Origin of the sequence: Streptomyces sp. AA1529, from assembly GCF_000280905.1 — a bacterium.
GTDB lineage: Bacteria > Actinomycetota > Actinomycetes > Streptomycetales > Streptomycetaceae > Streptomyces.
Map to the genome: position 1 here is coordinate 77,645 of NZ_ALAP01000042.1, position 20,925 is coordinate 98,569.

Consider the following 20,925-nt stretch of genomic DNA (forward strand, 5'->3'; position numbering starts at 1 on the left):
CCACGGCTGTTGGGGAGTCACACGACCGGTCGAGGCGACGGCGGCACGGCGACGACGGCACGGCGACGACGGCACGGCGACGACGGCACGGCGACGACGGCACGGCGACGACGGCACCCGGCTTCGCCGAGGTGCCGCCGCTGCTGGCCTTGTTGGAGGAGCAAGGGAGGAGAGGGTGGGGACGGAAGGGCAGGCAGGCGATAGGGACGCATGCCGGCGCCGGGGCGATTCGAGCTGGGATGACAGGGAAGGCGGCTGGGCCGCGCGCCGTTTCCTGAAGATCGGGATGTTGTCTGCACCGATATACGGTCGGGCTCGCTCAGGGGTGGCTCGTTGCCTGTTGACCTGCACAGGCACGGCGTGGAGGGGTGTCGTTTCCAAGGACGACATCCGGCTCGACGCCCGGTGTGTTCACCGTCGCGACAGTCGTGGCGCCTGGGGAGGTTTCTCCTCGCCTCGGCCTGCGGTGCGCGCGCTGCTGCGAGGACGGGAGTGCGCGCCGGCTGCGCTGGGCCGGGAACGTGGCAGCGTGGCTGTGGTGCGGGCTGCGAGCAGGGCACGGGTGGCTGCGTCCGGTTCCAGTCCCAGCTCGGCCAGCTGGCGTGTCAGCTTCTGGTAGGTGTGCTGGGCGGCCTCTGGACGTCCTGCGTTCTGGTTGAGACGGATCGAGTGCTGGTACAGCGCTTCGGTGTCGGGGTGGAGGCTGATCAGGCGGTCCAGAAGGTCGAGTGCGTTGTGCCTGTCCTGCTGGATGTCGCTTGCCTCGGCTTGGCGTGCCGCACGGATCGCGACGTCCGCTGCCTGCCGTGCGAGATTCTCCCGGATTCCGTCGGCCCACAGCAGGTCGACTCCCTGACAGAAGGGGCCGCGGTAATCATCCAGAATATCCCGTGCAGCCATAATACAGCCGCTTCCGGCAGCGGTCGACAGTTCATTGATTTTCTGCCGGAAAGTGGAGAGATCGGTATCGATGAGTCCGGGTGCGAGTTTGTGGAATTCTCCTCTGAGGTGGATGAATTCGGCGTGCTGGAGTCCGGTGGCGGCGCGGAGAATGCGGCGGATGGAGCGGCGGAGGTTCTTCAGTTCTTTTGCGTGCTGTTCGGCTCCGCCGGCCAGGCGCAGGTTGTCGGCGATGTCCCTGGCGAGAAGTCCGGTTGGGTGGGAGGCCAGCAGGGCGAGGAACTCGCGGGCTTCGGCTCGTAGGTGGTTGCCGATGGGCTCGTCGCTGCCGCGTGCGTAGAGGGTGATGGGGCCGAGGAGTTGCAGCCGGACGGGTGCTGTTTCCTCGGGGGTTTCAGCGGTCGTGCTGGGCGATGAGCGGACGGGCTCGGCTTGCTCGTCGGCTGCTTGGCTGTCCGCTGTGTGCAAGGGGTCGGCCGGGGGTTCGCCGTCGCTGTCGTCGTCCTCAGCCGTCTCCTCGGTCTTGCGCTCGGTGGGGTCTGCGGGAGTTGCCCGGCTCGGGGCGGCTTCACTGTGCTGGCGAGGTGGTTGTCCGTGGGCTCCGAGAAGCAGGCTGGAGATCTCTCGGCTGGCGTCTTCGGTGACGTGGAAGACGCGCAGAGGGGCCTCTCCGGTGCCGCTGTTGGATGTTGGTGCCGCACGGCCCTTTGTTGTTGTCGTGCCGTCGTGGCCGATGTGCCAGCGAGCAGCTTGTGGAAGCACAGCGTCCAGGGTGAGGACGGTCAGAGTGCCGGAGGGGGCCTGTTCGGCCAGGGCTGTCAGCTCGGCGCCGTGGCCGGATACCTGGTCGGCGATGAGCACCAGTGTGTCGGGCTGATGAGGGTCTCCGGTCGGCGCACCGTCGGCTGCGCGGGACCCTTCGTGTTTCTCCTGCGTCTCCAGGATGTCGTGGTGGCGTGCGTGGGCGAGGAGGTGTTCCTGGCCTGCCTGGATCGCGTCGTCGAGGTCGGCTCCCTGCATCAGGCCGCGAACGTGGGGTGGGAGGGTGGGCAGGAGCCGGACGGCGAGCTGTCTGGGCAGAGCCGCGGTGACACGGGGTGGCTGCGGGCGCCGGCGTTCAGCCGCTGTGAGGATGCTGATCAGCAGGGCTCTGAGGGCGGCCTCGGCGCCTGGCCCGGTCCAGGTGCACGAGCGGGTCTTGGCGAGTTCCTCCAGCGATACTTCTACCTCGTCCCGGGTGCCGAGAGGAACGACGCCTTCGGGCTGCGGTGGTGGGGGCGGGGTACGGCGTGTGAGCAGGTCGCCTGTATCGGGTGCGGCGCGGGGTAGGTCCGCCTCTTGGGCGGCGCGGGTTGCCTGCTGCACCACGGTTGCGAGGTCTTCCGGCTCGCTGGCCGGGCTCCCTTGGCTGCTTTCGGGATCGTTGAGGGCGCGGCGGCGCTGATGGAAGCGGTAGAGGCGTAGCGCGGCGAGGAGCCCGGCTGCCGTGGTGATGCCGATGACGCCTGCTTCACCCACGCTGATCGCCGCGGATCCGTGAGAGGCCGGTAGTGCATCGACTTGTTCGCGCTTGTCTTCTGCCTCGTGCCGGCGGTGGTCCTCGCCCGGCGTTGACGCGCGCGCCTCATCAGGGTCGGCCTGATCAGGTGCCGGTGTCGAGGTTGCCGGCGGTGCTGCAGGCGGCGGTGGCGAAGCTCTACTGGATGGCGGGGAGTCGGCTGCCGGCATGGGGAGGCGCAGGAGCCAGCCGGGCTGAAGCTGATTGGGGTCGGTCAGGCGACGGCCGTCTGGTTGGAGGCGGTCGCGGTTGGCGGCGAAGATGCGCGGCCATTTCACCGAGTTTCCCAGGTGCGTGTGGGCGATGTCCCACAAGCAGTCGCCCTCGGCGACGGTGTACTCGATGTATGCCTGGTCGGTTCGTGCTTGTTTCTGCCCGCCGCCCGCGGTGGGATCGTCGGTCGGTCCTGTCTGTGCTGTCGTCCCTGGGCGGTGCGGGGCGCTGAGGGTGGCTTGGGTGCCTGTGTGCTGGGGGATGGTGTGGGGCCGGGCTGCGGCTGTCTGGGGCCGCCAGACGGTCAGCAGCGCCACGACGAGGGTGCCGACGCACAACGCGGCGAGTGAGCCCTTGATCGATGCTGTGGCCAGGTGTTCGTGGTGGGCTGTCCGGTCCCGGAGCAGGTGGGGCAGGTGGGTGGTGTACCACCATGATTCGCGCAGGAGGCTGGCCGTGAAGGCGGCCCAGCAGGCCCATCCGGCCAGTGACAACAGGTCGAGTGCGAGGGGGTCGGTGAGCGGCTGGTCCAGCCTGGCGGCCAGGTCGCCCAGGGAGGTGACGCTGGAGGGCCAAGGGGTACCGCCTGCCTGCCAGAGCACGTAGGGCGCTCCGGCCAGCAGGGCTGCGGTGACGGCGCCTGTCGCCAGGGCGGTGACGGCGGCGGAGCCCCTTCGCTGGGGAGCGGTCGGTTTCATGGCCTGGTTCGCCCTTCTCGCCGTTGCATCGGGCTGGCTAGTGCGCAGAGGTGACACGTTGGGCGTGTGCCGTCGCGCCCGCTCGTGCGGTCAAGGTGTGTTTGCCGATGAGCTTGAGGATCTGGGTGGGCTGGCGGTGGGTGACGCGGACGGTGACTTTGTCCTGCCGTGTGCTCACGGTGGCGCTGTCGCCGCTGGAGGCGACGTAGCGTCGGGCGTTGGCTTCGGCCTGGGCGGTGCGCAGCCGGACCGTGCCGTGGCGCAGCTGGTCCACGTCGACCTGTTGTGCTCCGGTTCGGGCGGCTTCTTGTGCGATGTCCTGGGCGCGTGCGGCGGCGGCCAGGGCCAGGCCGCCGTCGATCACGATGCCCGCGAACAGCCACAGCACCACCACGCCACCGGCCACGGCGACGACGACCTGTCCCCGGTCCTCCCGCCCGCCTTCCCGGAGGTCATAGAGCCCGGGAGGGAAGCGGCGAGCCAGCGGGGTCATGTCGTGCTCCTGTAGGTGTCGACCGGGGAGATCGCGTTCCCTTGGAGCTGCACGGTGCCCGGCATGCGGGTCTTCGAGAGGTCCGCCAGGTCCGCGGTGCACGTCACCTTCGCGGTGACTGCCCCTCCGGGCTTCAGTCCCGCCGTGGTGAGGGATACCTGCGGGTGTGTGCAGGAGGACCGCGCGTTCCCCAGAGCGGTTTTTGCGGCGTGTTGCGCTGCGGTGCGGGCGGCTGTCTCGGTGCGGGCGATGGAGGCAGCGCGGGCGGCTTGGTGCGCCGCATCGCCCACGACCAGGCGCGCGTCGGCGAGTCGTCCGAGCGCGACGGTGACCAGCCCGAGCAGGACGATCAGCGGAACGAGCAAGACCAGCTCCACCGTGCTCGAACCTCGGTCGCGCTCCGGCGTTGGGAGAAGGCGGGGCCACGCGGTCTGGCGGCTACGGGTTGCGGGGTTCACTGTTGGCCGTCCTCGGGTGTGGTGAGGCGTTCGGTGGCCCCTGCGGCGGCGCCGGAGGCGCGCAGCTCCAGCAGGGGTACGGCCTGCAGGACACCGCCGGTCACGTGAGCGCTCACGCGGGTGGGTGAGCGGGTCACGTCCACGTGCGGGCTGGTGAGGATCCGTCCGGCCAGGGTGCCCATGCGGTGCCGGGCCTGCGCCCGGCCGTCGGCGGCGCTGGCGTGCTGGGGCCGGGCGGCTGCCAGGGCGTCCTGGGCGATGAATTGCGCGATGTGCTGGGCGTGCCAGGCCAGTGCGAGCTGCACCGCCACCAGGGAGGTCAGGATCAACAGCGGGAAGAGGATGACCAGCTGTGTGGTGGCCGCACCTCGGTCCTCGCGCAGGGCACAGGCTTGGGAGTGCATGCTTCAGCCCAGGTCGATGCCGTTGGCCCGGCCCAGGACCTTGGCGGTGATCACGCTGAGCGCGCCGATGGCGAGAAGCGCCAGGAGTGCTGTGACGACGATGGTCTCGGTGGTGTAGCCATCGTCCCGGCGGATTTTCTGGCGCAGTGTCGCCCGGTGCTCCGCAGAGGCGAGGCGGTGGAAGAAGCGGGTGAGGTGGCGCATGTGCTGCTCTTTCGTCGTGCAGTACGTACAGGTGGGGAGAGACGGAGCCGGGCGGGTCAGGCGACGGCGAGGACGTGGGCAAGTGCCGGGTAGCCGATGAGCAGCAGGAAGGCGGCGAAGAGTCCGACCAGGGGGAGGGACATCTGCTCGGTGGCCGCCTGCGCTGCGCCGTCGGCTTCGCTCAGGCGGCGCCTGCGCATCGCGCGGGCCTTCGCCGTCAGCGAGGCTCGGACCTTGGCGCCCTCGCTGCCGGCCAACTCCAGTGTGGAGGCGAGTTCGACGAGGTCGGACACGGCGAGGGTGCGGCCTAGGCCGGCCAGGTGCGGCCAGGGGTTGGTGCGGGTCAGCTCCGCGACGTGCAAGGCGTGCCGCACCTTGCCCGCGGCCCAGCCCTGCGGTGCGGCGACGGCCTGTGCGAGGGCTTGCTGGACTCCTGCACCACCGGCCAGGCCGATTACGGTCAGGTCGAGGATGACGGCGAGGACGTGCCGCATCTCGCGTCGTCGCTCCTCCGCCTGCTTACGCACCGCCAGGTCAGGGGCGAAGAACAATGCCGCCGCGAGGACGAGGGACCCCGACAGCGGCATCCACCAGCCGCCGGCCTGCACACCGGCGAGAGTGAACAGGGCAGCAGCCGCCCACGGCATGAGAAGACCGGCCATGGCGCACGTTGCCTTTCCTGCCAGGTGCGCCTCGATGTCTGTCCCGCAGACCGCGAGGTCGGATCGCAACGCACCGGTCGGGCATCCCAGCACGCGCACCACGGGTACGGCCCGCTTGCCCAGCCGGGTAGCCCACTCCCCCTCAGCAGCGGGTGGTGCGCTCTCGGCCGGTGCGGGGGTCTCGATGGTCACCAGAACCTGCGTCAGGGCGACGCGGGGCGGGCGAAGGCCGAAAGCGAGGGCTGCGACTCCTGCGCCGAACAGCGCTCCGAGAATCGGGACGATCACTGGGCACCCCCCGTGGTCGCGCCCGCGTGCGAGGGGGTGAGGAGACGGACGGGCTCTTCGATGCGGCTGATCACGCTCATCCAGGTGAAGGACAGGGCGAACAGGGCGCCCACCGTGGCCAGCACCACCTGCCCGGAGAGTGTGTTGAAGGGGTCGAGGTAGGGGCGGTTGAAGACCGTGAGCCCCACGGCCATGCCGACGGTGACGGTGACGGTCACCCGCACTCCGGTGCGGATGCTGGCCCGTCCGGCCTCAACCCGCTGGCGCATGGCGACCTGCTCGCGTACCGAGTCGGCCAGCTCCCCCAACAGGGCGGCGAGCTGGCTTGCCTGCTTACGGGCGGCCATCACCAGGGAAGTCACCACGACGTCGGCGACCGGGTCGTCGACTTGGTGGGCGAAGCCTTCGAGCGCCTCGGGCAGCGGTCGTCCTTCACGGACGGCTGCCGCGAGCGCGTGCAGTTCCTTCTCCAACGCGGCCGGCGGGATGTCGCAGGTGGCGAGGATGGTCTGCTCCATCCCGGCCGCGGCCGAGAGGGTGTCGCGCAGCATCTCCGTCCACGTCGCCAACGCCTCAAGCCGCTCCGTACGCCCCCGCGCCTGGACATCGGGGCCGAGCAGACCGGGCAAGGTGATCGCTCCGATGACCGTGAGCACGCCGGCAACCGGCCACCCCGTCAAGGCGCCGGTCACCGCTCCCCCGAATACGGCCAGGGCCATGCGGCGTCGGCTGCGCCAACCAGGCGGGATCTGCCGCGCCGCCCACCGCCATCCCCCGGCCTTCCCGGCGGTGTCGTCCTCCGCTTCTGGCCGGGGCTTCACACCGCGTGCCATGGCGACAGCTCCCGCGCCGAACGTCGCACCGAGCCCGGCGGTGAGCACACCCATCGTGGCGTCCATCGGCAGCACACTCATCACCGCGCCTCCCATCCGGCAGCGGCCAGCTCGGTGGCGGTCTCCGCACGCAGCGGCGCCGCAGGCACACCGCGCCGGTCGGGGCCGGGCTGGTAGACCTCGTTGGAGACGATCTGCGCGCCGTCCGCGTCCACGACCTCCCGCACGGAATCCACACAGCGCCGTCCGCCGGTATCCCAGCCCAGATGGACGACGAAGTGCACAGCCGAGGCCACCATCAGGTTCGTCGCCTCCAGCGACAGACGCTCCGGCGACTGAGCCGCGTAGGCCGCCAGCTTCGTGAACACTCCACGCGAGGTGGAGGCGTGGATGGTGGAGAGCGAGCCGTCGTTGCCCTGCGACATCGCATTGCACATGGGGATGACTTCGCTGCCGCGGATCTCGCCGACGATCACCCGGTCGGGCGTCATGCGCAGCCCCCAGCGAACCAGCTCCGCCTGGTCGACGGCGCCGGCGCCTTCGATGTTCGGTTCACGGGCCTGTATGGCGACCACATTCGGATGGGCTGCGGTATGGGCGTCCAGGCCGAGTTCGAAGGTGTCCTCGATGGTCACCAGCCGCTCATGCGGCGGAATCTCCGAGGCGAGCGCCCGCAAAACGGTGGTCTTGCCGACGTTGGTGCCCCCGCCGACGATGATGTTCTTCCGCGCCCGCACCAGCGCCGCCAGAAACCCCGCCATGCCGTCGTCGCACACACCCAGCCGAACGAGGTCGGTCATGGTGGCGTGCTTGAGGCGATGCCGGCGGATGGAGAGTGCCACCCGGTCGGTGACTGCCATGACGGCGAACAGCCGGGAGCCGTCGGCCAGCTGAAGGTTCAGCCGCGGCACGCCGCGGTCGAAGCGCCGCTCCTCCCCCTCGGTCCGGGCAGCCAGTGTCCGCAGCCGTTCGATCAGCTCCGCGTCCGAGGACGCCACCGGGGCCGAGCGGTACCAGTCGCCGCGGCCGTCACGGACCCAGACGTTGTCGGAGCCGTTGACGCAGATGTTCTCCACGTTCTCGTCGGCCAGCAAGCGCTCCAACGCTCCGGCGCCCACCAGCGCATCGGTGACCCGCTGCGTGATCTCCCGCTCGGCTTCCGGGCCCATGGCCCGGCCTCCTCGCGCTAGTGCCTCCCTGCGCTGCTGCCCGAGTTCTTCGGCCAGGAGCTGGCTGATGGTGTGCCGACGCTGTTGCTCGTTCTCGGGCGGCAGAGCGGCTGCTTCGCGTTCATGCGCGTACTCGGCCAGACGGACAGTAACGCGCTGCTGCACCGCAGCGGCCAGCCCCGTCACGCCGGCTGGGTCAGCGGCATTCCCTGCGGTGACGGTCACCGGATACTCCTCTCGCTCAGCACGTCCGCCAGGAAGCCGGCGCGGGAGGGGCCGCCCTGCCCGGACTCGATCAGTCGCCCAGCCAGCTGGCGCGCTGCTCTGAGCAGGGACGAGGTGCGAAGGCCCTCGGGCTGGAGTCGTCCGTGTCGTGTGCCACCCAGCACATCAGCGCTCTTTGCATCCCAGGGCAGTAGCGCCACGTTCTCGATCTCCAACGCCGCACTGACCTCGCTCGGCGCGTAGGGGCACTGCCCCAGCACACACAGCGTCAGCCGGCCCGCGCCCTGCGCCAGGTCCGACGCCTGGGCATAGACATGTGCCAGGGCTTCGGCGCCCCCTCGGGCAACGAGCAGTACCTCGTCGGCCGCGCGGGCCAACTTCTGCGTCTCGATGGTGAGGCGCCCCAGGTCGAGCAGGATGCTGCCGTAGTCCTTCTCCTCTCCCCGCAGCACCCTTGTCCCTCCGTCACCACCGAGGAGCCGCACAGCCTCCGTGCACGGTCCCCTGCCGCTGGGAGCCAGCACCGCACGCACCCCGACCGGTAGCTCCCTGGCGGCCCCCAGCAGCGACCCGGGCTGCGGCTGCCCCACAACAGCCGCCACATCCAGCAACCCTGGGCTGTGCGGCAGCGAAAACCGCGCCGCCAAATCGCCACCCCACACACCGGCCTCCACCACCACCGGCCGCACCCCGCCATCTGCCCCCTGGGGCCATGCGGCAGCCAGCGCCAGCGCCGAAGTAGTCACACCGGGGGCACCCGCGATCGACCCGAGGGCGATCAACCGGCGCATCAGGGCGCCTCCCTGCTGCTCGCCGGGAGGACCACCAGACGCGGGTGCGCGATCTGCGTGGCGCGGCGAGCCGCCGCCGTGGCGACCAGCACCCGCACCTCACGCACTCCCCCGGCAGACTTCGCAGCTCTCGCTCCTGCCACGGTGCCCACCACCGCGCTTGGCAGCTCCTCGGTGGCCTCCTCGTCCTTGTGGCCGGCCGGTGTTCCGTCGTCCGGGCCGGGCAGGATGGCCACCCGGTCGCCGCGCGCCAGGTTCGAGGGAGCGGCGGCGGCTTCGAGCCCGAGCGTGACCTGGGAGCTCCCCTTCGGCGGGAAGGCGGCAGAGTGACCGACCATGCCCGGGGCGAGCAGCGAGCCCGCCACCAGCGGGACCCGGGCCTGCTTCCCCAGCGCCTGACTGCGACGCTCGACCGGAATCACCCCCGAATCGGCCGCTACCTGCACGGTCCGCAGGTCCTTCGCGGTCAGCACCTTGCCCGCCGGAACATCCTTCGCCAGCACCAGCACATCCGCGCGCTCGCCGACCGCCGACACGATCCAGGTGAACCCCACCGCCGAGACCAGCACCGCACTGGCCCCGCCCCACATCCAGCCCCTACGCCGACGCCGCGCCCCAGCTACCGGAGCAGGGTGCTGCCCAGACCCGCCTGAACGCGCTCCGGGAACACCCGTGCCCGCGTGCTTCGGCGGGGAAGAAGACAAGGGGGTACCCACAAACACCTCGCACAAAGAAAAGACGATTACAACGCCGCCCGGCATTCCGGAGGGGCTGCTTCAACAGGTCACAGGTCAGGCAGTGACGACCGCCTGGACCTCGTCCACCGACAGCGACTGCTCCGCAGTCATCGCTATGCCGGGAACCACCCCGGAATCCCCAGCCCCGCGCCAGGTAACATCCCAGACCACCCGAACCCTGACCCGGTACTTCCCGCCCGGCTCCGAGAACGATGCACGCCGGTAGGTATGGCCACAGTCCGGCGACGACGAATGCGCCCCGAACCGAGCCGAATACGGCGTACCCGGCCCATGGCACACCACCGACGCACCATCACCCATCGACCACACCGCCTTCCGCGGCCTCGCCGTCGCCGTCACCGTCACCCCATCGACAGACGCCGACTCCGACACCGGCCCCCAGGACGATGACTGCACCCACATCCACGTCGGCACATGCACCACCTGCGTGAAATCAGCAGCCGGACTCGTACGAATCACCGGCCTCGGCAATCGCAGCTGCTCCACCGCCGCCTGCGCCACCTCAGCCACCGACACCTTCCGCTTCGCCTTGCCAGGTTGTCCCTTCGAACGCCCCTGAGCGCCTGGAGGCACCAGGAAAGGCGCCATCCCGCCGCGAATCCCTCCAAAGCCGTGACTGGACTTCAGGTCGGGCAACTCCCACTTCGCGCTACCAACGGCGCGACGCCCACCAGAGCGAGCGGGAGGGGCCTTCGGGGAAGGTCCAGATGACTTGCTCCGGGCGCCTGTGGCTGAAGAGGCCGCCTTCCCCGCACGGACCGTGCAACCTTCTGGTGTGCAGGTAACGCCACCGAACCGTTCTCGAATCTCCTCCGCCATCGCGGGCTGCCCAAGAAGTGACACAAACATGATTCCGGCGAGAGTGGCCCCTGCGCCCTGCCACGCGCGGGTCCGCGACGATCCGGCTAGCACGACCCGGCCTCGTGCATGTACAGGTCCGATACCTTCCAAGTCCCCTTGCTGCGCTTGACCGTGGCATCCGCCTTGAAATGACTTCCCGGGTTGTTGTCTTCCGGCTCGCCATTGCGTTTGTACAGCAGCCAATCGGTGCCGTCGACGCAGTCTCGAATGACAACCTTTCCACTCTTCGCAGAGATCACCTCGGGATGCGGACGGGGCGTTCCCTTACCAACAAGCTTGTCCTTTTGGGAACTCCGAAGGCCATACTTCATCAGCTGAAGAGCGCCGCCCTCAGCGTGGTCATCAAGGCGCTTTGAGGAAGGATCCGACGTCTTCGACGCCTGAGCGAGATCACCCCACATCGCCCGGTAGGCAGACAGCGCTTCCCGACGCACCGACGAATGGGTGCCGGGATTCACGGTCTCCCGTACGGACTGTTCGGGCAACGGTTTGGGCTCCGATGGACCGCCCGAACAACCAGCCGTCACAAGCGTCGTCGCGCCCAGCGCCGCGACAAGCGCCATCCAGCGCCGCGGGGAACGCGTCAGAACCACGCACACTCCTCATGACCTCGTGAGTTCGGTGGAGCACGAACTGTAGCGGTAGCCAGCCGATTCTAACCACTCACAGTGATACGACAATTACCGGCTGGGAACCTCCGGCCTGCCCTGCGCTCGTGACGAGACACCCGGCAAGCCTTGTCACCGTTAACGCGCCGAACCTTCCCGGAAGGCGACGGATCAGGCTCCTTCGCCCGTCGGACTACTGGGGCAACGCGCTCACGGCGAGTCGACGGAGGGCTGAGGCAGGCAACCGCACGCAGCGCAGACCCCCGTCACAGCCGGAGGAGGAATAGCCAGCCCGGGGCTCGCTTCCCGAACATCTCTATCTCCTCAGGGTGTTCACTGGAACATCCGCCGTAACGCCCACGTATCGGGAGGTGTTGCGCAGGCGGGTGTGAGGGGAGCCAACGCCGTAGCGCTGCTGGCGCGGACAAGCATGACGCCCCTTGCGAGGGCCGGGGAACCTTTCACCGCCACGGGCACCGTGACGGCCAAGAAGGGCTGCTACGTGACAACGACGAGCGCGGTGATCCGATCCGCCGGCCGTCGTCGCGATCGAGCCGTAGGCGTGGCTTACGGGAGCGATCGTGGAGCAACTTCGGGCGAGACGAGGTGGACCAAGGTCCGCATGCGCGGAGACAAGCTCAACTGGGTAGCCACGCAGCTCCTATCCACCCCGGACGAGGATGTGCGTATGAACCCGCCCGGGATGTGGGGTGGACCCGACGCTGAGACCGTCGGGTCTCCACTTCACGCCATCGAGAGAATCCACACCGGACTCGTCCCGCCTCCCGGTGGTACTCCCAGCTCTTCAACTTCTGTACATGCCGAACGCCCCTATAGTTGGGGCCACGGTCGGTTCCGAAACGATGCGTGGCCCCTCTTCAGAGCTCGAAGGATCGCCGAGGCTGATCCGGGCCCGCACGACGTGCGGTTATGGATAGGCCAGCTGGGTACCGACGCCACCCGCCGCCAGGTGGTTCAAATGGCGGCAGCGCCAACCACGAACCACGCCACCTTCGTCGCACCCGTGCGGCAAAAGCCCCATCTGCCGCCGGCCAGTTGATGAATCACGTGCAACCCTCGCCCCCGTTCTCCCAACAAGCTCAGTAGCGACTCCAGCCCAACGCCGCGGCTCTGCTCCTCAGGAAGAAAGAGGGGATCGGGCGGGAGCTGAGGAAGTTCGGGCAGTCGGGGATCACCATCCTGCACTTCACACACCCACCCCGACAATATGCGCTGCAATCGGACCTCGTACGGTCCACAGGCGTGCTCGGCCGCGTTGGCCACCAGCTCCGACAGCACAAGCTGGGAATCCTCCCGCGCCTCTGCTTCAACCCCGAAACGGGCCAGTGCTTCGCCCAGCGCTAGACGGGCTTCTGCGGTCGGTAGCGGCGTGCTGTCATTCCAGCGGTAGACCACGATGCCGCTTCCCGCCCGGGGCGGGGCGCTCACCGTGCGCTCCTTCGGGCAGCGTGACGACCGCCGCCGCGCCGGTGCCGCCCGGGACCGGGGTCCAAGCAGGTCCGTACCGGTTCATACGCGAGCGATGCACCTCCAAAGAAGACGGAGAAGATCAGTAGACAGACAGTGGGGGTGAGGGACGGCATCGGTACCTCCCGGCGAATCGCCCATTGGGTCACGACGACGACACCGCCGAGCGGTACAAGAGCGGAATTTCAGCCCACCGAACGGGTGACACGCCTCTCCCGAAGTCCTCCAGTTAGCTTCGGGTGTGGACGATCGCGTAATTCGCCGGGGGTGAGTTCACGTAATTCCCCAGGTGATGGAACGAGCGCATGGGCTGGAGCGCTGCATGCCACGGCTGTGAGCCTTCGCGTCTCCCGGCATGGTCGGTAGCAATTACGGAAAGGGCCTGAGAGGCTGCCTGAAGGCAGCGTCGGCGATTCGTCAGGGGACATCGAGGTGCGCGATCAGCCAGTCAGCGTTCCAGGCGTGCTGCCGCCGGAGCGGGCCGCGGAGATCGGCGAGGTCATCGACCGGACCACACGTTGGGCGAGCGAACGCGAAGACGTCGTCGGGTTGTTGCTGGTCGGATCATGCGCTCGCGGTGCCGCGGAACCCGACTCCGACATCGACTTCGTCCTGCTCACCACGGACGAATCCCGATACCTCCTGAACGATGGCTGGCCTGCTGAGCTTGGGCGGGGCGAGCTGATCCGGACCAGGTCATGGGGGCCGATCACCGAACGACGTTACTCCACGGCCTCCGGACTGAAAGTCGAGATGAACATTGGCTCTCCGAACTGGGCAAAGACGGATCCCGTCGACCCCGGGACGCATCGCGTCATCACCGACGGTGTCCGCGTGCTGTATGACCCAGCAGGCGTCTGTGCCGACCTTCTCGGTGCCTGCTAGCCGATCAGCGGTGGGGCTCGCGCTTCCCCGGGGCTGAGAAGCGGTAGTCGTACCGATCTTGTTGGGTGCCAGTTCGAGTGCGGTGACTCGGTCGCGTGATCTTCGGCTTCTGCGTGCATGAAGGCAGGGCCTCCTGTCCAGCTCGGGTTTGTCGAAGTCCGAACGACCTGGTCAGGAGGCAGATCCCCTACGGAAACGGGGCATGAGCAGCTGTGCTGCGAATATCAGCAGTTGATGACCATCTGGCGCCACAGCCTGACTCGCTGCGGCGCCAGTAGGCATCGCGCCTACGTCACAGGATGCTCCACTGCATGCCGCTGTCCCTGCGACGAAGTCCTTCCACCCGTCTCCGTACTTCTGCCAGGCTCGCAGGCGCGTGGCGTACCTTGCGGGCATTTGTCGTGATCATGCGTAGCTCACGGATGGCGGCCAAGGTCGGGTAGCCCGGCCAGCGCGTAACGTCCCAACCGTAGGTGTCGGCGAAAGCCTGGTAGTGGCCTGGGCCGTAGCCGAACCGTCGGCAGTGGACTTCAACTGTCACCAGATCCCACTCGGGCTGACCGTACGCCACCGTGTCCCAGTCGCACAGGACAGCGCCGCCATCGCCTGTGTGCAACGCGTTCCGGTGCTGCGGGTCGCCCTGGATCAGCCCCCTGATCATGGCGAATTCCACCTGGCTGAGGTCCTTCTCTAGGCGATCAGCCTCCTCCGAGAGGAACTGGACGGAGTCGGGCGGCAGACACGTGATGGCGGACAGTGAGCGTCGGATCGCCCTGATGTTGTCGTGCTGAGGGAGGGAGAGCTCGGGCGAGGGCAGGGAGTGCAGTGTGTGGAGGGGCCTGGCCAGCTGTTGCGCTTCCACAGGCTGCTCGGGCTGGGGTAGATACGTCCAGAAGGTGATGCCGTGCCCATCGACGACAACAGGCTGGGCCACGTGGTGCAAAGGGACGCCAGGGAAGCCGACATCCATGAGCCAACGGGCGAAGGCTACAGTGCGTGCGACGTCGTCGAGGCAGGATCCCCGACGAGCGATCTTGACAACTACCTGCTCCTTCTCGAGTAGGACGACCGCGTTTGTGTGTCCACGCAAAAGGCGTGCGTCGCGGCTATCAAGCCCAGCAACCGCGCACCCTTGCTCCAGGACCTGATACAGCTCGGACTCGTCGTACCCGCCGGGGGTCGGCGCAGGTTCTGTCATGTGCTCCAGGCTCGCCGACCACCCACCTTGCTGTCACATCTGTCCTGGAGGCAGGGCAAGGATTTCCCGCAGCTCACGTGCTGCCCGACGCCCCCGTATAGCGGGCGGAATAGCATCAATGACGTTGCGGGCGCGCTCTTCCACGATCGGCGTACGGTGAGCCGGATCGACCTCCAGGAACGTCGCTCCGGCCAGTTGGCAGGCTTCTGTCGGGCTGCGGTCCAGTGCAAGGCATAGAGCTGCCTCAAGGCGAAGGAGGGTCGGATCGATGCCGGTCCGCCTGGGATATAGACGCAGGGCTTCTTCCTGCACACGTCGTGTCTGGCTGGTTCGACCGAGAGCCGTCAGTGTCCCACTCTTGTAGAGCAGAAGTCGCCGTTCCGGGAACGCGAAGGCATCGTTGTCGGTGTCGACGCCAGCGCAACTCTTCTCGAACACGAGTAGTGCATGCCGGAGCGCCGACTCCGCATTCTCTGAGTCGCCCAGTTGCGCGAGGGCTCGCGCCTCCGCCGCTGCCGCGAAAGCGGCGGTCGCGCTGGGACGGCTCCTGCTGAGAATCCGAGCCTCCCTGGCGAGTGAGACAGCCGACTCCACGGGACCGTAGTAAAAGGGAAGCATCGCGGCCTGTGCTCTCACCCGCGCCCGGAGCTCCGCGTTGCCACTGTCGTCCGCGGCATTGCGAGCTGTCGCGAACCAGGTCTGCGACCTGGTCAGCTCACCGAGCTTCATCAGCGCGTCGGCGATCAGCGTCGCCAGCATGGCCGTGAGTTCGGACAACCGCGCCTGCATCGAGGCCGGCTGCCGTTCCGCGGCCAGCCGTCCCACCTCTGCCAACTGGTCGAGAAGGATCTTCAGCATCGGCGCGGGTGGCATGGAAACGTACTCCTTCCGCGCCCAAAGCACCTGTTCATCCAGAAGGTCCAGCTGGGGCGTGCTGACAGTTCCGGCAGCAAGGGTGCGGTCGATCGACCGTCGAGCAGCGTCGACACGCTGCTCGAGTGTCTCGCCCGCACCGGTCTCTGAGAGGGTTCGCGAGGAAGACAGTGCAGGCTCAGCCGGCACCGGATCATGAGACGGGAGCGGGACAACAGTATTCACCGCGAGGTCGAACCCAAGATCCTGAGACTCGCACTCGTAGAAGGTGCAGAGCAATCGGATCGTGTTGCAGTGTGGCCGACGGTCCGTCTCCCAGTGCCCCAGTGCGGCCGTGTCCACTCCAGGCCCTCGAGGAGGCCCCTCCGTCAGCTCGTTCAGGCCGTCAACCGCCTGCTTGAGGGTGAGACCTCGAGCCAGACGATGAGCACGCAGTAGAGACACAAGGCAGTGGTCATGGATCGCCAATGCGATCTCGCTGACGGACTGACCTCGGCCAGCGGCTTCCCTTCGCAACCGGTGCGCGCATGACGGGCGATGCGAGCGGCGCTCCATCTTCCCTCCCCTCACCAGGCTCACCTCGCTGCCAGTCCAGTGACAGCTCACCTACTCTGCGTCAGAACCGTCGCGACCTCAATGCGTAATCACGAATTCGTGAATGTAGCGGTAGGCGAGTCACGAATTCGTGATCAGCGGCTGTTGCCCGTCCGGGGCATGAGAACGAATCTTGCTCCCTCGGAAGCCCACAGCACTCGCCGGCCAGGAGAACTGACGCCCCGTCCGTCGAGCTTGCAGGCGCCGTCCTCTTGGTCAACAGGCCAGGCCCGGCGGCACCCGTCAGACCTGAGAGGCAGGCGTGATGACGAGCATGATGGACCGGCAGCTCCTAGCGATGGCCACCGACGGTGTCGGAGCCGAACACGCCAAGCTTGCGGTCGAGTGCGAAGCGGAGGCTGTCCGCAAGGCGCGAGACTTCGCTCGAGGGCAGCTTGCGACATGGGGCTTCCTCAAGTGCAGCGATTTCAGCGAGCGGGTCGTTCTCGTCATGAGCGAACTGGTGACCAATGCAGTACAGCACGCCAGGACCAGGCCGCCGGGTGAGAACGAGTCAATCGACATCGCGACGGTTCTCATGCCGGATCACATCGTCGGAGTTTTGGTGGCCGACAACTCCCCCAGAGCGCCGTTGTGCAGTGCCAAGGACTCGGCAGAGGCCACTCACGGGCGCGGTCTGCTCCTCGTCAGTGCGCTCGCGGACGGTTGGACTGCGGTACCCCGACCGTTCCCGGACGGAGCTCAGGGGAAGGGGATCTGGGCCTTCTTCCAGTCCCCCACGGCCCACGCCCTGCCTCAGTCGGCGTGACAAGGGCGCTGGTGTCGAACCGATACCTCAGGTTTTTCCTACCTATGTCTCATCGCCTCGGAGTCTCTCGTGATGCAGGTGCAGTGGAGTCGTTACCCATGGCACGTCCAGAGGGGAGCCGCTCGTGCTGGCGACGTGTCGCTGCTCGTGCCAGAGCGCGACAGTGTAGAGACCAGTACTGCTTTGGGCATGACGGCTCTGGAGCGGCTGTTGGAGGAGCCGTCGCCAGTGGGGCCTGTCTTGGAGTGCCTTGCGCACACGCGGGTGCTCATCCCGGTGCCGACTGGCACCGCCGTGTGGTGGACGGCAGCCCACTCCACGTGCCGCCGCGGCATGTGGCAGTGCAGCGGCGCCCCCTACGCACCACGCTGTGTTCTTCAATGGCGTGCGCCTGGGCCCGGGGCTGTGGTGACGGAGCCGCGGCGTCTGCACGATCTCCTGAGCGAGTGCCGCTCCCAGCTGCGTCAATCAGCTGCGTGACCGACATGGCCGCCCATCGTGATCGTTCACACCCCCTTCGCATTCGCACTGCTGGTCATCACGGTAGTGCTGTGTCGCACTTCCGCACTGCATGCCGGACACGCCGTGGTGTGCGTACTGCTGGGCTTCTACCTGGCCTCCACTTCGCTGGCGCCGACGATCGGCCACGTGGTGGCGGCTGTCCTCGACAGTCTCGGCCACATCCGCTTCTAGACCAGTCGTTGAGGCGCAGCACCGGTCCGCTCCCCCCTGCATGTTGCGGCCGGGAGGCCGCACCTCGGCAGCCCTCCAGCTCGCCCACCTCCACCCGACGACTGTCTGAGGCTCCATGACGACGAAATTCCGACGTTCCCACCGCGCCCCGAGGACCGTGCGACGACGGCTCACGGTGCGCTCGCGCCTCACGCTGGTCGCAGCTGTGGCGATCGCCGCCCTGCTGGGGCTGGTCATCGTCAACGCGGTGCCGGACTGGGAGCAGCAGACCAACCTGCGTAACGACTCGGCGACCGGCCGCTTGGGCGGCGAGGCAAGCCTGCCGCTGTTCACCGGAGCGCAGAAGGAGCGGAAGCTGACCGCCGCCTACCTGGCCCGTCCCACAGCGAAGGCGAAGGCCGCACTGGAGAAGCAGCGGGTGGCGACCGACGCGGGGCTGAAGTCGTTCCGTCGCCTGTCGGGGACCGAGCTGCACAGCGACCAGCGGCATCGCTGGGAGTACGTCGAGGCGATCTACTCCCACCTCCACACGCTCCCTGCGGTCCGCAAGAAGGTGAACGCGAGGACCAGCAGTGCGGACGCGGCGACGGACTACTACACGAAGTTGATCATCAAGATGATCCGGTTCTACCAGGCCCTCTCCGCGATGGACGATCCCGATCTCACCTTGGAAACCAGGCCGCTGGTCGGGCTCTTCTACGCCTCGGACGCCTTGTCCCAGCAGGACATGCTGATCACGCAGGCCCGCGCCGCCGGGCACATGACCCCCGCCCATCGCGCCGACTTCGCCGAGGCGTACGGGACCGGGAAGGTCATGTACGAGCGGTGGATCGCCCCCTACCTACCGCGCAAGGAGAGGGCGCTCTACGACCAGATCACCACCAGCCGCGAGTGGAAGGCCCTGCAGGCCGCACAGCGCTCGGTGATCACCCCGCCCACTGATGAGGCCGGAAACCCCCAAATCGGCGACGGGTCGGCTCTGGCCCGCTGGGACTCCTCCCATGGACAGGTGAGCGGGCAGATCGCAAAGCTTAACCTGGCACGCACCCAGGGGCTCCTCGCCCACGGTTTCCAGCGCGCCGACGAGGTCCGCAACCGCGCCCTCCTCCAGGTCTTCGCCAGCATCGCCGCGATCATCGCGATCGCCGGGTTGATCATCTGGCTCACCCGGTCCATCTCCGCGCGGCTGCGTCAGCTGCGCACTCAGACGGAAGACGGGTCGCAGCGCCTGCCGACGGTCGTCGGCCGCCTGCGCCGAGGCGAAAAGGTGAACCCCGAGGCAGAATTCCCCTCCCCCGACGAAGCGGACGAGTTCGGGCACGTGCAGAAGGCCCTGGTCGACGCCCAGCGCCGAACCGTGGGGCTGGCCGCCGAGCAGGCCGCTGACCGCCAGGGGCTGGACGGGTTCGTCGCGGCCACCACCGACCGCACCCTCGGGCAGATCGGCCGGTCCCTCGATCTGATGCAGAAGGTCATGAACCGGCCTGATGCCGATCCGCTGCTCGATGACCTGATCACCACCGACGGCGCCATCGCCGCCAGCCGCCGCCACCAGGAGAACCTCAGCGCTCTGACCAGCAGCACACAGCAGTTCCTCTATAACCAGCCCAAGGGTCTGCTGGATCTGGTCAACGATGCCGCGGTGGAGACCGGCGAGCCCAAGCGGGTCCGCAACGAAGTGGACCTCCACTTCCACGTCACGCCCCAGCATGTGGGCGGCGTCCTGCAGGTCGTGGCCGCTCTGCTCGACAACGGTCTCCGCTTCTCCAACGACCACGTCACCGTGCGCAGCCGCACGGTCGTCAACGGCGCTGCCTTGGATATCGAGGACGCGGGCGGCGGCATGAGCCAACCGGACTTGGACGCCGCGAACAAGGCCCTCTCCCAGCCCGAGCACGCCACCTTCGAGGCCATGGCCGCCGGCCGCGGGCGTCTGGGCCACTTCGTCGTCGCCCGGCTCGCGATGCGCCACCACCTGAGCGTGGAGCTGCGGCGCTCCGCCTACGGCGGGGTCACAGCGGTCGTGATGATCGACAATAAGGCATCCGCTCCGGCCCCCGCCGCACAGCCGCTCCCTGCCGAGGCTCCGCCGACTCCCTTGCCGGAGCCGGTCGGGGGGCAACAGGTGCCCTTGCCTCGCCGCGCCGCGTCCGTCCCCCAGGCGGCCGCGGCCGGCCAAGGGGTCTCGCCGCGCCGCGCGTCCACCGAGACGCCACGGCCGACCCCGGTGCAGCCCGCCGCCGGGCTGCCGGAGCATACCGACACCGACGCACCTGCGCTACCGCGCCGCGCGGCCGGTGAGCACGTCCACCCCGCTCTTCGCGATTCAGCTCCCGCTCCCGCCGCCCCGCCGCCGTCCGCAGCGGACGCGAGTGACGTAGCGGAGGCGTGGTCCGGCTACCAGGCCGCCACGCATCAGGCCGCCCAGTACCTCACTCAGCAGTCGACCGATCTGAAGGATGGCACCCCGTGACGAACCCCGAGATCCAGGCGATCCTCGACCGGCGCGTACAGGAAATCGCCCACGTGACAGGCGCGGTCGTCGTCTCCGACGACGGCATCTTCCAGTACATGAGCGGCTGGCCCGAGCCCACCGGTGATCCCGACAAGGACCCCGCCACGGCCCGCCGGGATCGCGGAGAACGTCGCGGCGCCTTGGCCAGCGGGCTAAAGAACCTCGCACAACGCGTCGCAGCGACCGAGGACGACGACGCTGAGCGCATCATCGTGGAAATGAAGAGCGGCTGGTGTGTGACCAGCCGCTCCGGCAAATGCAGCGTGATCGCCCTGTACGCGGGCAAGGACGCCGCCCTGGGGCAGCTCGGGTACGAACTGACCCTGCTGGCTGACCAGCTCGGCCCCCTGCTGGATGTTGAGCGGCGCGCAGTCTTCGCCCCGGGGAACACGTGGTGACCGCGACATCGGGCGGCCGCCGGTCACGGCCCTACGCCGCGACCGGCGGCCGGACTCGCGCCCCCGACGCCGCCCTTGGGATCGCCACCCAGATCACCGTGTGCGCCAAGGCGGGCCGTGAGCCGCTGAGCGAGCAGCACCACCAGGTCCTGCGCCTGTGCCCCACGCCCCGGGCCGTCTCAGAACTGGCCGGACATATGGAACTGCCCGTCGGTGTCGCGACCGTGCTCATTGCCGACCTGCAAGCCCACGGGCTGGTGGAAGCCCGGGAGCCGCTGGACATGTCACGCAACGACAACGTCTCGCACGCCCTGATGGAGCGCGTACTGCACGGCCTGCGCCGCAACTACGAGAACGAGATCGAGGGGAGTCAGCGTGCCAACTGAGGC

The 20,925-nt window shown here is 68.2% G+C and carries 21 protein-coding genes; 6 read left to right on the forward strand and 15 right to left on the reverse strand.

Annotated elements, in window-relative coordinates; all coding sequences use genetic code 11:
* Positions 1-411: 411 nt before the first annotated feature.
* The 13 genes from A949_RS36395 to A949_RS36405 form a co-directional block, all read right to left on the reverse strand.
* A complete protein-coding gene (locus A949_RS36395) occupies positions 412-3,369 on the reverse strand; it encodes a BTAD domain-containing putative transcriptional regulator (RefSeq protein WP_078565417.1) in 2,958 nt (985 codons plus the stop codon).
* 37 nt (positions 3,370-3,406) lie between these two features.
* Complete coding sequence (locus A949_RS0113025; protein ID WP_019356452.1) at positions 3,407-3,862, reverse strand: pilus assembly protein TadG-related protein; 456 nt, start codon at positions 3,860-3,862, stop codon at positions 3,407-3,409.
* Entirely contained in the window at positions 3,859-4,239 is a 381-nt protein-coding gene (locus A949_RS0113030; protein ID WP_019356453.1) for a TadE/TadG family type IV pilus assembly protein, read from the reverse strand. Before A949_RS0113030 ends, A949_RS0113025 begins: the two co-directional genes overlap by 4 nt.
* 77 nt (positions 4,240-4,316) lie before the next feature.
* Entirely contained in the window at positions 4,317-4,724 is a 408-nt protein-coding gene (locus tag A949_RS0113035; protein WP_019356454.1) for a TadE/TadG family type IV pilus assembly protein, read from the reverse strand.
* A gap of 3 nt (positions 4,725-4,727) precedes the next feature.
* Positions 4,728-4,928, reverse strand: a complete 201-nt coding sequence (locus A949_RS0113040; RefSeq protein WP_019356455.1) for a hypothetical protein — start codon at positions 4,926-4,928, stop codon at positions 4,728-4,730.
* Between the two features lie 56 nt (positions 4,929-4,984).
* Complete coding sequence (locus tag A949_RS0113045) at positions 4,985-5,782, reverse strand: type II secretion system F domain-containing protein (RefSeq protein WP_337463244.1); 798 nt, start codon at positions 5,780-5,782, stop codon at positions 4,985-4,987.
* A gap of 92 nt (positions 5,783-5,874) precedes the next feature.
* Positions 5,875-6,792 carry a type II secretion system F family protein gene (locus tag A949_RS0113050; protein WP_037706279.1) on the reverse strand — a complete coding sequence of 306 codons (918 nt, stop codon included), beginning with the start codon at positions 6,790-6,792 and terminating at the stop codon, positions 5,875-5,877.
* Positions 6,792-7,880, reverse strand: coding sequence for a CpaF family protein (locus tag A949_RS33280; RefSeq protein WP_019356458.1), 1,089 nt, complete (start codon positions 7,878-7,880; stop codon positions 6,792-6,794). Before A949_RS33280 ends, A949_RS0113050 begins: the two co-directional genes overlap by 1 nt.
* Positions 7,881-8,101: 221 nt before the next feature.
* Entirely contained in the window at positions 8,102-8,707 is a 606-nt protein-coding gene (locus tag A949_RS0113060; RefSeq protein ID WP_158687577.1) for a hypothetical protein, read from the reverse strand.
* Between the two features lie 188 nt (positions 8,708-8,895).
* Positions 8,896-9,486: an SAF domain-containing protein gene (locus tag A949_RS0113065; RefSeq protein ID WP_019356460.1), complete on the reverse strand. Its 591-nt coding sequence runs from the start codon at positions 9,484-9,486 to the stop codon at positions 8,896-8,898.
* A gap of 201 nt (positions 9,487-9,687) precedes the next feature.
* Positions 9,688-10,164 carry a hypothetical protein gene (locus A949_RS0113070; RefSeq protein WP_019356461.1) on the reverse strand — a complete coding sequence of 159 codons (477 nt, stop codon included), beginning with the start codon at positions 10,162-10,164 and terminating at the stop codon, positions 9,688-9,690.
* 395 nt (positions 10,165-10,559) lie between these two features.
* Positions 10,560-11,108: a hypothetical protein gene (locus A949_RS36400; protein WP_237735815.1), complete on the reverse strand. Its 549-nt coding sequence runs from the start codon at positions 11,106-11,108 to the stop codon at positions 10,560-10,562.
* 990 nt (positions 11,109-12,098) lie between these two features.
* Positions 12,099-12,572, reverse strand: coding sequence for an ATP-binding protein (locus A949_RS36405; protein ID WP_086022654.1), 474 nt, complete (start codon positions 12,570-12,572; stop codon positions 12,099-12,101).
* Between the two features lie 471 nt (positions 12,573-13,043).
* Here A949_RS36405 and A949_RS0113075 point away from each other — a divergent pair, with 471 nt between their 5' ends.
* A complete protein-coding gene (locus A949_RS0113075; RefSeq protein ID WP_237735816.1) occupies positions 13,044-13,496 on the forward strand; it encodes a nucleotidyltransferase domain-containing protein in 453 nt (150 codons plus the stop codon).
* Between the two features lie 292 nt (positions 13,497-13,788).
* Here A949_RS0113075 and A949_RS0113080 read toward each other — a convergent pair whose 3' ends face one another.
* On the reverse strand, positions 13,789-14,694 hold the full coding sequence (locus A949_RS0113080) for a phosphotransferase family protein (protein WP_019356463.1): 906 nt from the start codon (positions 14,692-14,694) through the stop codon (positions 13,789-13,791).
* Between the two features lie 33 nt (positions 14,695-14,727).
* Entirely contained in the window at positions 14,728-15,756 is a 1,029-nt protein-coding gene (locus A949_RS0113085) for an XRE family transcriptional regulator (RefSeq protein ID WP_237735817.1), read from the reverse strand.
* Positions 15,757-16,426: 670 nt separating this feature from the next.
* Here A949_RS0113085 and A949_RS0113090 point away from each other — a divergent pair.
* The 5 genes from A949_RS0113090 (at position 16,427) to A949_RS0113110 (ending at position 20,922) form a co-directional block, all read left to right on the forward strand.
* Positions 16,427-16,930 carry an ATP-binding protein gene (locus A949_RS0113090; protein WP_026004606.1) on the forward strand — a complete coding sequence of 168 codons (504 nt, stop codon included), beginning with the start codon at positions 16,427-16,429 and terminating at the stop codon, positions 16,928-16,930.
* A 498-nt stretch (positions 16,931-17,428) separates the two neighbouring features.
* Positions 17,429-17,623, forward strand: a complete 195-nt coding sequence (locus tag A949_RS0113095; protein ID WP_019356466.1) for a hypothetical protein — start codon at positions 17,429-17,431, stop codon at positions 17,621-17,623.
* Positions 17,624-17,828: 205 nt separating this feature from the next.
* The gene (locus tag A949_RS0113100) at positions 17,829-20,096 is read left to right on the forward strand and encodes a nitrate- and nitrite sensing domain-containing protein (protein ID WP_158687578.1); all 2,268 of its coding nucleotides are present in this window, start codon (positions 17,829-17,831) and stop codon (positions 20,094-20,096) included.
* Positions 20,093-20,536 carry a roadblock/LC7 domain-containing protein gene (locus A949_RS0113105; protein WP_019356468.1) on the forward strand — a complete coding sequence of 148 codons (444 nt, stop codon included), beginning with the start codon at positions 20,093-20,095 and terminating at the stop codon, positions 20,534-20,536. Before A949_RS0113100 ends, A949_RS0113105 begins: the two co-directional genes overlap by 4 nt.
* Positions 20,533-20,922, forward strand: coding sequence for a DUF742 domain-containing protein (locus tag A949_RS0113110; RefSeq protein WP_019356469.1), 390 nt, complete (start codon positions 20,533-20,535; stop codon positions 20,920-20,922). The genes A949_RS0113105 and A949_RS0113110 overlap by 4 nt, the downstream gene beginning before the upstream one ends.
* The last annotated feature ends 3 nt before the right edge of the window (positions 20,923-20,925 follow it).